General features: G+C 46.0%; 6 protein-coding genes. All 6 read right to left on the bottom strand.

The annotated features are described in order from the left end of the window. Positions 1-50: 50 nt before the first annotated feature. The gene (locus AC58U0_RS26935) at positions 51-5,144 is read right to left on the bottom strand and encodes an Ig-like domain repeat protein (RefSeq protein ID WP_497381947.1); all 5,094 of its coding nucleotides are present in this window, start codon (positions 5,142-5,144) and stop codon (positions 51-53) included. A gap of 218 nt (positions 5,145-5,362) precedes the next feature. Further along, positions 5,363-6,697, bottom strand: a complete 1,335-nt coding sequence (locus AC58U0_RS26930; RefSeq protein ID WP_497381946.1) for a redoxin domain-containing protein — start codon at positions 6,695-6,697, stop codon at positions 5,363-5,365. Between the two features lie 160 nt (positions 6,698-6,857). Then, entirely contained in the window at positions 6,858-9,767 is a 2,910-nt protein-coding gene (locus AC58U0_RS26925) for a discoidin domain-containing protein (RefSeq protein WP_497382009.1), read from the bottom strand. Positions 9,768-10,043: 276 nt separating this feature from the next. Continuing rightward, positions 10,044-13,094: a glycosyl hydrolase gene (locus tag AC58U0_RS26920; RefSeq protein WP_497381945.1), complete on the bottom strand. Its 3,051-nt coding sequence runs from the start codon at positions 13,092-13,094 to the stop codon at positions 10,044-10,046. Positions 13,095-13,106: 12 nt separating this feature from the next. After that, the gene (locus AC58U0_RS26915) at positions 13,107-14,108 is read right to left on the bottom strand and encodes a glycoside hydrolase family 130 protein (protein ID WP_497381944.1); all 1,002 of its coding nucleotides are present in this window, start codon (positions 14,106-14,108) and stop codon (positions 13,107-13,109) included. A gap of 50 nt (positions 14,109-14,158) precedes the next feature. After that, a complete protein-coding gene (locus tag AC58U0_RS26910; RefSeq protein ID WP_497381943.1) occupies positions 14,159-15,049 on the bottom strand; it encodes a carbohydrate ABC transporter permease in 891 nt (296 codons plus the stop codon). Position 15,050: the final 1 nt, after the last annotated feature.

Raw genomic sequence — 15,050 nt, 5'->3', positions numbered from 1 at the left:
CTCTACAAAGGAAAAGCATCAACCACCAAAGAAAAGTTGATGCTTCCTCGTTATTCCGAAGTCTTCGTTGGTAAAATGTAGACATGAACGAGCTTCGTCTGACGTTCTTGGTCTTGGATAAAGAACGTATATAGGCCATATTCCTTAACCGGTAAATTGCCATCTGCTAGAGCTTGCCCAAAGGTCTTAAAATCGCCTTTATTTTTATATCCCCGCGCCCATTTCATTTGACTTAAGCCTTGTTGTCCGAACAGCTTCAACTGAATCGCATCGCCATAGACCACTGCTTCTGTATCTTGAAGCTGCTTCGAATTAACATACAGCGTGAATGTCGTTGGTGCGATTACAATCGCTTTGCGCACAACAACCATTTGATTACCGGCGCGATCCGTCGCTTTGTAAGTAATTTCGTATTCCCCGGGAACCCCAGTTTGAATATTGTGGGACACACTGAGCTTTTCCTTCAAGTTGCCATCTAGATTGTCAGATACTTCAACATCGGAAGCCGGGTTAATAGCTGTTGTTCCAGCATCGATTAGCAGTTGCTCTCCGCTTAAGAATCGAATCTTCGGCGCTTCTCGATCGATATTGTTCACATCGATTCGCAGGGCATATTTGTTATTCAAAGCATCTGTCGCTTCTACCCAGCGTGTTCCATTTTCCGTGAAGGTTACGACATTTCCTGTAATTCCTACATACGTCAGTGCCCTGTCAGCTGTTAATGTGACCTTGACGTTGTTTCTTGTAGGCATTGTTTCACTGTAAGCATATGTAACCTTCGCCGTTGCTCTTGTGATATTACTTACTGTCGCTACGGATTCAGCGGTGTTACCGGCTAAATCTTGAACGAGGAAAGTAAATGTCCCGTTCTCTTTGAAAACAAATTGATTGGATCTGTTATTATTCAGCACTTGGATGGGTTCGTTAGCTTCTACAGTTACAATAACATCATCCTTCGTTGGTGCTGTCTTGCTGTATGTAACGTTCAAAACGGGGCGCGTACGATCGATATTGTATACATTCGCCGTTACTGTCGTTTCATTGCCCGCACGGTCTGCTACTCGGAATACATAGTTCCCATTTGCTGTGAAATCACGAGAAGTACTGCCATTATTGCCGATGACATTGATCGGTTCATTGGCTTCAACGCTTGCGCGAACGTCCGCATTGGTCTTTGTCGTCATGGCCGTTGAATATTGAATACTAGCCACAGGTGGCGTCTTATCAATCCGATCCACATTCGCGTTAATCTCGCGCTGATTGCCCGCTGCATCTTGGTAAACAAACTTAAATGTACCATTCTGCGTAAATGTGTATGTCGTCAGTCCCCCATTATTGACAACCGTTGGAAGTACTCCGGAATCATCCCGAGCCCCTAACGTAGCGACCACATCATGATTCGTCCATCCCACCTCGCTATAACTCACAGTCGCCGTTGGAGGAGATCGGTCGATTACGGTTACCTCCGCTGTTACTTGGCCTTCGTTTCCTGCTGCGTCTCGATAATAAAACACGAAACTTCCGTTTTCTTTGAACGTATACTGCGTACTTCCTTCATTGTTGGTTACCGTTACAGGATCATCTTCACCCGTGAAGGAAAGGGAGACCATAACATCTTGCTTCGTCCATGTATTCTCGCTATACGTAAGCACTGGTACAGGAGATTGTTTATCAATAAAATTGACTGTTGCCGTCTTCTGCGAAACATTCCCCGCCTCGTCTTGAAAAATAAACGTATGCGAGCCGTTTTCCGTAAAGGTATACGTATCGCTTCCAGCTATCGTAACTACGCCATGATTGTCATCATAGGTAATTAAAGTCACGGTCACATCTTCATTCGTTTTACTCTGCGTGCTATACATCAAATCTGCTGTCGGAGGCACCAGATCGATATTTTGGACCGCGACCTCTCCCTCGCTAGTCAGTGTAGTGCCCCCGTCCAGCAGCGTATATTGAAGTGTCCCATTCGTTTTAAAATCATAGACGGCTTGCTGAACCGTTTGTGAGACCAGAACTGCATCTTCGGGTACAACGATATGGCTTACTGACAGCGCAGGATTGCCAGACGCATCTACCGTCACACGAACGGGGCCGTTCGTCCAACCGCTGGGGGATAAGGTCACCGCTGCATAAGGTAAACTTCGATCAATTCCATTCACAGTCGCCATAGCCTTACCGACATTACCTGCGTCATCTACAAATTCAAACTCAAAGGAACCGTTATCCGTAAATAGGTACTCCTTGCTCCCACTGCTAGGTTTCGTCACCCTTACCGATTCGTTAGCAGTCAAGGTTGCTTTCACATCGCTAGCGGTGCGCCCTGCAGGACTATAGGAAACCACGCCTACCGGGTTCGTATTGTCAAGCTGGAAGAGCGAGTTTGTGCGGCGGATAGCCTCGTTCCCAGCTTTGTCCGTTACCTTGGCCCACAAATACCAGAGGCCATTCGCCCCGCTCAATTCGGCCTTATGATCTGCACCTAACGCGGTCCATGCTGTTGGAGCCGTACCTGCATTCATCGACCAGGCATAGGCATAAGTAAGTTCGTTAGCCGCAGTCATATTATCCGTCGCTGAAATAACTGAGCTTGCCGCTTTCTTTTTGTCCGAAACTCCCTCTACACTGAACTGAATCTGTGGCTTCGTCTTATCGATCCAGGTCACGGCTGCGACTGCCGTATTCTCATTGCCTGCTTTATCGCGAAATACGAACGTGTACGTTCCGTTTGCTTGGAACACATAGCTGAATCCGCTGAGATTGACTACATCGATATCACCTGAGGCTGTATTGGTATCCGTTGCCGTCAATGTCGCCGTAACGGACTGATTCGTGATTTGTGTTGTGTTGTAGGTTATTTTCACCGCAGTCGGTTTCGTTACATCATAGATAACCGTATCCGAATAGGTCGTACTGATGTTGCCAGCCACATCACGGTATCGGACAGAGATCGTCCTTACACCTTCCGTTTCCGGTATGGTAACGAGCTTGGAAGCGGTAAATGCTTCCCAGCTCCCCCAAGTTGTGCCTCCGTTCGTCGACAGCTGCATATCGATGGGTCCATGCAAATCTGTCGCTGTGAGCTCTACCGCTACAGACTTGTTGTTCGTTTGTTCTACAGGGATATGTATCGTACCGGTGGGTGCGAGGTCATCCAGTAAATATGGACCGCCCCGCGCCAGCTGCCAGTTGCCGGCTTGATCATAAACCTTGGCATGAATGTAGTACGTACCCGATTTATTTTCAATTTTAAAAGTTCCGTTCGTCGAGCTGCTCCATGCCGCATCGTTTCCATCGGTTGTCGCTTGATTCGAGACGACATACTTAATGACATAATTCCCAAGCGCTGTCGTGATATTATCTGACAAGCTAAGACTTGTCGTAACCGATTTACTGTACGTGCTCGTGCTTGGATTGCTAAAGGCAACTGTTGGTTTCGTATTATCCAGCACAAAGCCCTGTGTTGTACTTGCATAACCGATGTTTCCTGCGCTATCTGCAGTCTTGATATGTAAATATTGCGTGTTATTCGCATTCGCTGGAGAAGATAGTGTTGCGCTGTGAGACGTTTTGGAGCCTGTTCCATCATAAAATAGCTTCCATTCCGGAGCGCTAGGACTTGGGACTGTTACACTGCTAGACCACAAATAGCTTGCCTGGCCGAGCGTTCCTCTAGCTTCCGCCAAGGATACATTCACTTGTCGCGCATTGGCAGGCGTGCTGTTCCCTTGCTCAGAGAAGGTTACTGTCGGTGCTGTTTTATCGATGACATAATCCAGACTTTCCAGCGTCCTCACATTCATCGCATTGTCCGTTGCTGTGATTTTCAGCTTATAATTGCCTTCCAGGCTGTTCGGTACGCTTAACATTCCTAAAGCGCTGCTTGCGGTACCCGTCGAGTAGGAAACCCCTTCCTTGAACCATTCGTAGCTCCATTGTTTCAAGCCCGAGAAGGCGTCAAGGACCGAGTATGTCACATTTTGACTCTTTTGGGCGGTACTTGATATAGGTCCGAGCGTAATTTTGGGCGGTTCATTATCAAACATAATAGAGCCAGACGACCTGATGGTCGTATTGCCGGCAGCGTCCACTGCTTTGGCGTGTAAAAAATAGATGCCTGTGCCTGGCGGATCTAATGCGGCCGCTCCACTCAGAATGCCCGTTGAAATCTCCTCGTCTCGTGGCGGCAGCACATTCTGAGTCCACGTATAATAAAGGTTGACATTCTCATTCACTGGCGTGTCACTTGCTGTTATAGTAACGCCATGGCTTTTCTTAATAATGCCAATCGCGTACTGCCCGAATGCTATCGTTGGCGGTTCATGATCATAATTGAACGGTCCAGCCGAGCTAATCGTTTCGTGCCCGACCTTGTCTACAGCTCGAGCATGAAGATAGTAAGTCCCGTTACCTGTAGGGTCGGGAGCCGCCGTTCCGCTCACTATACTGCTATTAATCTCCGCAACAGCTGGCGGCGCAGCGCTTTGCGTCCACGTGTAATAGAGTGACACACTCCCTTCAACGGGCAGATCAGTCGATGTTACCGTAACCCCATGGCTATTCTTATAGTCTGAATTGGATTGTTGTCCAAATGTGATGGTAGGAGCGGTATTATCAATATAAACTTCGGTCTTGAACAAACTTTTGAAATACGTGATGTTATCCATGGATGTGCCATCGCTAAAGTTCGTTTTGTAATTCGAGAAAGAATGCCAAGCGTTTTCCAACTTATTTGTATAGCATAATTCTGGCCCTTGCTTCATGATGAGTCGACCGGAGGCCATAGAAGCTCCGACCGTGTACTTAAATAAAGAGGGATAGCCCATATATTTGGGTGGTGTTTCAGGAATTCTAAAGATAGCCGGTGTAGTTTGGCTGCCTACCGTTTCAGTTATAACAATGCTGTCTTTGTGACAGGCAGCGCCACCATTCTCGAATTGCACATTCAAGTAAATGGTGTCCCCTGATTTGAGAAAATACTTCCTCGTAAGTGGATCCAAACCCGGTGTTGCAATGACAGATATCCCGTCAGGCTGATGCATAGGGGCCGGCAATAAGGTGGCCGCCGCACTTACTTCACTCGCATACGGTACAAGTCCCCCAATCAAGAGGATGAGCGCCAGTATGATTGAACTTATTTTTTTCATAGTACCTCCTATTTATCGATGCCGTTTCCCTATACTAAATTAATCAAATTACGACAATATTCCGCGTTTTCACATACTAAAAATACCTGTAAATGCGACTAAAGCACCATACCCCAAATGGGGTATTATTGGTGTTTTTATCGAAAAAAGAAAAAACACCGTTCCACATACGCAAGAATGCGTACCTGAAAAGGTGTTTTTGGTTATTCGGGAGATTATTATTTCGACTTTTTCGTTCTCTCATCCAAAGCATTCAATTGATCTACATGATAATGCATATCCTGTAAGATTTCACTTACTTCACTATTTATCGTCGTTTCAACTTCCCCAATTTTACTCAAATCAATTTGCGCTTGGTGCTGGCTATCCTTGATATGGTTCAGTTCGGCACCTAGCTGCAGCGTGTCATTGGCAATCACTTTAACGCCATCCGATATGGTAAGGATATGAGCAGAATTTACGGAAATTCGCTCTCTAACCGTATCCATCGTTTCTTCAAACGTAGAGAAAGACGAAAAGCTTTCATTAATTTTCTCATCAATCGCTTGCAGCTGCGCTGTGATATTACCTGCAGACTCCTCCGTTCCATGAGCCAATTTGCTCACTTCCTGAGCGACAACGGCGAAGCCTTTGCCATGCTCTCCTGCACGAGCAGCTTCAATGGATGCATTTAGCGCTAGAATTTTGGTCTGTCTGGAAATTTTGGAGATGACCTCACTCATCTCATTAACGACAAGGGTCATACTAATTAACTCATTCATCAAACCGCGTGTCGTTTGAATGTTATGACTTAATTGTTGATTCAACTGCTGAATATCCATGAATTCATCGGATGTCGTGTTCAGCTGATGACTATATTGGTTTAATTCCTCAGACTTTTTCTCATAAACGCTCACAAACTCCTCTAATTGCTCATAATTACCTAGAGAAGCTTTCTTAAGTCCTTCAATATTATGTAGATTGTCCTCTATACTTTTCGTCACATAGGCAGCAGAAGTATTCACATGCTGAAGGGTGGATTTCATATTCGCTAAGAAAACCGGAAGCTCCTCTTGAATCGAGTTGCCTTGGTCAGAGACAATAGAAAGGGTATCCATCACTTCTAAAATTTCCTTCGCAGATGGTCGGTCCGCTTGGTTCTCACCAATATAGGAATAACGAATCGTTTGATGTTCATCAATAATATACGTGCTTGGAATCGCAATTCGGAATGAGTCCCATTTAATTGGCGTGAATACCTCATAAGACTTTATGACTTCTCTCGTTTCGTCCGAAAGAATGGGGAATTTGATGCCGTTCGCGTTAACATAATCTTTGATGTTGGCTAGCTTTTGTCCAGCGATGGCAATGAGATTAACGCCCTTTTCCAAAAATCGCTCATAATACTCATTTAACTCTGGCATCTGTTTCTGGCAATTATGGCACCATGTTCCACGCAAGAAAATAATAACTAACGGCTTGCCCTTGAAATCTTCCAAACCCTTAATACCTTGTGTAGAATCTAGTCGAAATGGTGCTGCCTTTTTCCCTATAGATAAACCTTTCTTAGCCATGCTGCCACCCCAATTTAACATGATATTCGTAAATAGCTTCCTTCAGTCTAGCTGAAAACTAGCGGGAATGCTACCATATTTCGGATAAAAAGTTGATTATTTCGACAAAAAATGACCCACTTATAGGCCAACAGCCATAGCGGGTCATTTCATCTTTCTATCAGTAGAGCTCTACCTCGGCAAAAGCCATTCGATACCGATTCGCATCACTCGGATTAGGCCGCAAATTCGTGCCTTCAACTTTCACGTAGCGGGCCGTTACCGCTGAGAAGCTGAAGCTTTGTGCGGCATTTCCAGGTTGTGCATATGCCGTTCGGGTCACAGCCGTCGTCCAATTCACGTTATCTGTCGAGGTCTGGATCGTAAAGTCGATCGGGAAATTTTGGCCGACATTCCCTGTATCATTACGCGGATAAATATCTACTTTGGCGACACTTCGATTGGAGCCCATATCGAACGTTATGGATTCCGTATGATTCGTCGTTAAGCTGTTGTTACTCGTCCAGCCCATTGAACCCGTAACACTGTTCCGCTGACCATCATTTACCTTAGACGTGGAGAAATTACTATTCTCAAGTGTGCTGCTTGCGGTTACAATCGCACCATTTGCCAAATTTGAAGCATAGACCTCTACCTCGGCTAACGCCATCCGATAGCGATTCGCATCACTTGGATTCGGGCGCAAATTCGTACCTTCGATTTTCACATAACGTGCCGTTGCCGCTGGGAAGCTGAAACTTTGTACGGCATTGCCGGGCTGTGCATAGCCCGTTTGGATCACAGCATTCGTCCAATTCACGTTATCTGTCGAGGTTTTGATCGTAAAGTCGATCGGGAAGTTCTGACCCACATTCCCTGCGTCATTACGCGGGTAGAGATCTACTTTTGAAATCGTCTTACTGGCTCCCATGTCTAACGAAATAGACTCCGTATGGTTTGTCGTTAGATTGTTGTTGCTCGACCAGCCCATTGAGCCCGAAACGGCATTACGTTGACCATCATTCACTTTAGCAGCCCCGAAATTCGTATTCTCAACAGAGCTTGTCGCAGTTACACCCGCGCCTAAGGCTAGGTTGCCAATAGTACCATACACCTCAAACTCCCAAAGCGAATAACCGTAAATGGAGCCTCTTAGTGTTCCATTCATTTTCACGTAGCGGGCCACCGTAGGTGTAAAACTGATGTCGTCGGTTCCCCCATCACCTGTTGTCGTGGTAAACACGTTCACCCAAGACGTTCCATCATTTGACACTTGTATCTGGTAGCTCTTTCCATACGCTGCTTCCCAAAACAGCTTCACTGCATCGATATATACACTGGAGCCCAGATCTACGTAAATCCACTCCGAATCTGTATAGTTAGATCCCCATCTCGTGCCTAAGTTCCCATCGAAGGAAAGACTAGGTGCTGCTGCCGAAGAAGATGCGGTTGCTGTCTTATTCAGAGCAAGGTTCGGTCGTTGAACCGGCTCGGCAATTTGCGTTGGCAAAATGGTAACCGGCGTATGGGAGGCATGATTGAGGATATTCATACCATATAAATTTTGGGCAGGCGTCGGGCTGCCAGGCGGAACAATATTGTCAAAGGTGATGTTGCTAATCATTTTGGTGCTGCTGTAGCCTTTCAATGTGCCTAGGGTCGTGCCGACATCGCGTACATTGATATTTTTTATAGTTAATGTATCGATCGTACCGCCACCCAAGTTATCTGCATTGCGGATGATAAAATAAGCCCAGGTGCGCATACTGTCGTTCGTTTTGGTTATTCTTTCAATATCAATATTATCAAAAGTTACGTTCGTCAGGGCTCCCACCCCGTATTTATGGTCAATCCCAATGCCTACCGAAGCATCGTAAACCACACTGTTCTTGAAGGTGACCCCGCTTTGATCCTGCCTCATCCCCTGACCAACCTTGTAGCCGAAGCAAACCGTCCAGGCAATCAGATCATCAAAAACGACATTACTTACAGGCTCAGGACTGCCCGGCCAGTTAAGACTAATATCAACAGTCTGGTCCCATGTCTTGGTCGTGTAAGGATCATCTAAACCGATTCCAATCCCATGCTGGACAAGGACATTCTGCGATTCATTGACATCGATCCCATCATTTTCACCCATATCAAAACGGTTAAAAATCTTCAGGTTTTTGAACGTAAGATCATTGGATCTAGCCGGTGTAACCGCCCATGATCCTGAATCCCTAATCAACGGACCGTCAAAAGTAAAATTAGTTGCACCTATCGGTACAATGATATTACTAGCGAAATTGTTCGTCGTTGTCGCGTATTTTCCATTGCCATCAATGGTTCCCCGGCCATAAATTTTCACATTGTCAGTACCAGTCGGTGTGTACAACCACCAAGTGACATCTCTATTTTGAGAATCTTTGTGCCAATTAACGGTATAGTCGCTGGCAACGCCGGTAAAACGGAGCACCGCACCACCATCCAAATAAAGCGCGACGTCGCTCTTCAGCTGTAAATTCCCCGCTTTATAAATCCCCGCCGGGACGAACACAATCCCCTGACCGCCGGCATAATTGGCTGCATCGTTAATGGCATTCTGAATAGCTGTTGTCGCCATGGTAGTGCCCGTGCTATCTGCGTTGTAAGGAGCATTTTTGACATTATATATGCCTGTGCCGGAAGAAGCCGGTTTATTCGTTTCCGCCGGATCGGCTGCGATGACCAAGGTGCGGAGCTCATTGATTTTCACAATCAAATATTCGTCGCCACTCACCGTAAAGGTCAGCTTGTTCCCGCTCGTTGTCCCTGTCAAATTCAATTTCTTGGGACTAATCGAATAGGAAGTGATGCTGGTTTCACCCAGTGCTGTAACCTCAATGGTCGCAGATCCCAACATGGAAAAGTGGGCGTAATCATAGTCACCGGTGTATCCAACGACGGGAATTGTCGTGGAATCTACCTTGAGTGAGTAGACCGTAGATGCTGAATAAATCGAAGGCAGCGCATACGAAGATATCGTTGCTGCGTGCACATTAACAGGTAGAACAGCTGAACTAGAAAAGATGAATACGAAAGAGAACATAGCGATGAACCAAGCTTTCATTTGTTGCACATAAATTCCTCCTTAGAATTAGTATCTCATTCCCATTTATTAAGCGCTTTCATAACTTTTATGAAAAAGCACACGTTATCACGTTTTTCAATATATTCACCTCCCTTCCGCTTTCAGCATCCATTTGCAGGTTGCTAACCATAACCAAAGAAGAGCAAATGTCCTGCGGTGCAGCGCCCTTGCTCTTCTCCAGTTACTTCTTATTCTCCCAGTACAACCCTTTGCAGCTCCTGCGCCATCTTTTCGTTAATGGCTTTATCCCATCGGCTAAGTGTGCGTGATATACGGCGAATCATCTAAACCGAATCGAACGAACGTGTATCGATCCGTGTAAATACATGTATTCTTGTCTATGTCTTTATCCGTCCACCCAGGCTTATCCGTAAAGCTGTCAGGTCCTACCTTATAGAGCTCGCCTTTTATGTGATGATGCGGACCTAGCAAATTTCGGCAGCTGTTTGCCATTTCTACCTCGATTACATTTTCGCCTTTACGCAGGAAGGAAGTGATGTCTGCCTCGTAAGGCTCCCAGAGGAACGTTCGAACCTCTTTATTGTTAATATACAATCGACTGACAATGGTATTTGGCGGTGTGGAAAAGCTCCATTTCGCCTCCGTCCAATCATTTCTATCGATATATACCTTTTGTTGCATATGAATTTTACCGCTATAGAAAGGAAATCCTTGACTAACGAGATCCCCCGTACGCACGGAAACAGGTAGTTCCGTAAGGACAAACGGACCCATCGTATGAACCGCTTGACGCTCTCCGCTCAGGTAGGGCAAGCTTGACTCTACAGCGAAAGCCCCCATGATATAGATATTTTCGATTTCTGTTTCGAACGTCAGCTTATTTCCTTCCGATTCAAACTGTTTCGCATGCTCAATTGCTGCGTAAGTCTGAGAAGAGTTGTAGAAATAAGATTGAAGTCGAATTCGATTTACTCCTGGCACGATCATTCCACTAATATTCACTTTTTGGAAAGAAATATCTCGCCACCAGCCAGAGATTACCGATTCCACTTGTCGCCCGTTCAGTTCGATTCTGACATCTTCCGGCTTCTCTAGGACCACATATACTTCGCGCGAAAGATCAACATCAAAGGCAACCTGGAATTCGAATTCTAGTTCGATATGAACAGGTCGTCCAAAAGCTAAAAGCTGCTCTTGAATAAACACCACCGGCTGAGGCCCTGACCAGTCTCCGTCTTCAACACGTAAACGGCATGTATCCAGCGTCAAACTGTTTCCCTCACGACTAGAAATCTGCCAAGTATGATCTAAAATGATTTTCGATTCTGGCTGCCAAGAAGTCGTTCTATTTGTATCAAACATCTCTTCATTTTGCGCTGCTTCTTCAGGTACGATCTTCACAACATAAGACTGCCCTGGATGAAAGGTCAATGGAATGCGTACCCCGCAATCGGTATCTTCCTGTTCGATAGATATAACCCCGCCTGTTTCCAGGTCAATTAAGGATACTTTTCCTTTTCGGAACAACTCTACCTGCACGGACTCATAGTGTTCCTTACCGGAATTTACGATGTAGTACACAATCGCGCCGTCCAAAGCTAACGTCTGGACATTCATTGTATCCTCTGTTATCGCTTCTCTGGCATGATCCAACATACGGATGGATGGAGATACGGTGCTGGACAAGGCGTTTAGCAGCGAACTAGAATTCCATTCGGGTTTGAGCGCACTCTCAATTAGCTGATCTAACTCCTTATCCAGTTCTCCATTAATAAGCGTCGGAAATGGCGCAAATGCAACAAGGCAGCCGCCTTGAAGGACGAATTGCTTCAACAAATCAACCGTAACACGGTTCAAGGTTACACTTGGCGGAATGATCACAACTCGGTAGGATGCCTCGCCGACAATAAAGCTCCCGTTGCTGACACTACCGTGACTTTCAATAATGTTTTCACTGCCATAATCGTGCTCTACGAATGTTTGGCACATCCAACGCGAAAGCTGGGTAAAAGCTTTATGGTAAGGCTCGATTTCTGACGAATCCTCACCACATTGATGAACCCAAGCAGAGCGGATTGGGTGCAGAAGTAATACTTCGGGTTGACGTGTTCCTTCGGAAAGCAGCATCGACAGCCTCGCGAAGAAATCATTAAAACCTTTATAATCCTCCCACCAAGGCTGCTGATAAAATAGGGACGGCGGATAGTCACGTTTTCGTAGGCCTCTCAAGCTATATCCTTGCAAATGCTGACACATCAAATTAATCCCGTGGACAAATTGCCACTCGCCTATTCGCTTAAGATCCTCAAAGCTGACATTCCAGCCTGAACACCCGAAGCTTTCCGTAATCGTCTGCTTTTTCCCAAGTTGATGGGCTACCGAGCCTACCTGTTTAGGAACAATAGGTTCTTCACTAATAAACCGACCTAACCAATCACAACCCGGAATTTGCAAATACTCATAAAAAGCCATCGGATCCCCGACAGAAGTCACTTGATGCATGAGCACTTGTTCATCTACAACGTGACCTGTTGCTGACCATCCCTTGCTATTACACCATTCCCCAATTTGTTTCGAATAGCTTTGTGTGAACATCGTGGTTACGCATTCCCAATAGTCATATCTTGCTTTACTGCAGCCTTCCACATTCATAAACAAAGCGGGAAGAGCTTCCTTCAGGTCGTAGCCATATCTAGACTCAAAAGCTTGCTCCAAATCAAACGACCAGGGCAATTGTCCGCGAGCAAACTGCGGTTCGTCCGTAAACACACCTTTCAGATCGTCTCCGAACTCTCCGCCGAAGCGTTCCCAATAGGCCTCGTAGGTCGTTTCAATGAAAGCCCGAACGGTTTCCATACTTAGCGTATCAATATAATAGGGATTTACTTCATAGAAAAACCTTAAATCTGCGCTACTCTCTTCTGCTGCTGATAATAAACGATAGCCCTGCTCAGATTTGGCATAGAAACCGATCGTTCTCTCAGCTGGGCTCTGAAAAGGGGCATGCTCATAGGCCAGTCTTTTTTGCTGGTAAGCGATCCCCATTGCTGGAACTTTACCATCTGCGAAGCCGCTCGGCCATCCATTTTCATCATATAACCATGGGGTCATACCGAGCTCTTTGCTTTTCTCGATACAAGTCCGAACAGCTGACATCCACTCTTCACCCATATATGGAGTAAGGAGTCCTCCTCTGGCATGCATAAAAAATCCACCTATCCCGGCATTATGCATTTCCTCGATCTGTCGTTCTAATTCCTCCGTTTCCAATTTATCATTCCATGACCATAACGGCACTGAGCGATATTGGACAGGAGGATTATGAAGTTGATCCCAAATCGTCATCTTACCTTCACCTCATGCTTTCAAGCATAACTGAACTAAATCATCCACCTGTGCTGTAGCCAAACAGACCACCGCATCAGCAGCGCCATAATAGATTTTCACTTCACCCGATGGTTCCAAAATCATGCCTCCAGGGAAAATGACATCGTTGCGGAATCCGCCGTCGATCTCATAGCTGGCTTCTGGCGCAAGCAAGGGCTCTTGATACATGCCGATTACCTTTTTCGGATTGTGGAGATCGAGCAGCATGAGACCTGCTGTATACCTTTTTTTCCACGTAGGTTCCCAGCCGTTCTTCCCTCTTGCAGGATCGATATCCACCGCATGAAACGTGGTCAGCCAGCCTTTTTCTGTTTTTATAGGAGGTGCGGCAGGGCCGATTTTATCATTGGCGAAGGGAACATGCTCAACCGCCAGCAGGAGATCGGAATTACCCCAATATTTCAAATCCGGAGAATCGGAGATCCAGGTGTCAAATCGGTCTGCCCCTCCACGGCTGTATACGGTAAAAGGCCTTTCCAAACGAACGTATTTGCCTCCGATTTTCTCCGGGAACAGCACCATATTGCGAAGATCCGGCGTCGATAAACTGAGTACTTCGAAGTTTTCAAAGTCATCGGTAACGGCGATACCGCCTCGAATCCCATGCTGCGTATCCACTGCAAAGCACATGTAGCATCGACCGTCCATAACCGTCAATCGAGGGTCATAGGCCCGAATGATTTCTCCATCATTCATCTTGAAGCAAGGCTTCGGCCCAGCCTCCCAATGGATTCCATCACGGCTGTACGCAATCCCAAGATCCGTTGTGGAATGCGGCTCAAGTGTTTGTTCGCTTCTGGAACCATAATCATTGCGAAATACCATCACATATTGACCATTGAATTTGGTAACGCCCGCGTTAAATACAAGCGCAGTAGGGTAAGGAACCCTATCCGCGTCCAAAATCGGATTAGCAGGATGACGACGAATGAAAGAACTCGACTTTAAAATCCCAGGTATAGGTAAGACCATAGTAAACAACCTCCAGATTGATATTTGTATTAGGCAGGCGTCTTCCCCTCCTAGCCTTTCAGTGAACCAGCTGTCATTTGCATAAACGATTTATTCGCGATCATATACGCAACGAGCAGCGGCAAAATCGATAAACAAGCCCCTGCCAGCATATAATGCGTTTGAACCGCAGCCGATGCCCCATAGCGAAGATAGGATAGTCCGACGGTCAGCGTTTGGAGTTTGGGATTGGTCATCGTAAACACTAACGGGCGTAAATATTCATTCCAAGCTCCGCAAAAGGTAAACAATGCTCCTACACCCAATCCTGGGCGCATCAAAGGTAAAATAATTCGCCAAAATATCCCGCCGTTCGAGCAGCCGTCAATACGCGCAGCCTCATCTAATTCCCGGGAAATACCTTGTAAAAAGCTCAGTAAAATAAAGAAAATATACGCGTGGCCGCTCACCAAAATGAGGACGACACCCCATAAACTCGTATGAAGGTGGAGCTTGACCATAAGCTCAAATTGCGGCCGAATCACAACGGCTCCAATCGATATGAACATGGTAGATGCCTGAATCGCAACGAAGATGGCTTTCCCCGGGAATTTAATCCGGTCAACCACATAAGCTGCCATCGATGCTACGATCAGCGTTCCGATCGTTGTTGCTCCGCTTAGAAAGAGGCTGTTCCATGTAAATCGAGCGAAATTGGCTTGCACCCATGCTTCTTTGTAATTCACGAAATTCCAAGAGGACGGGAAAATCTTGCCACCTTTCGTAATCTCGATATTGGACATGAAGGAGCCAAGAAAAGTCACAACAATCGGAAACACAATCAGTAAGGCTGTTACCAGTAAAAAGATCCAGAGCAGTGCTCTTCCGCCTATTTTCGCAAATGAAAATGGCCGGGATTGTTTATTTATCCGTACATTCGATAACACTTCAGTAACTTCCATT

This window comes from Paenibacillus sp. J31P190 (assembly GCF_059692075.1).
The sequence above is the reverse complement of the archived record's forward strand: the minus strand, read 5'-3'. Positions and strand labels throughout refer to the sequence as shown.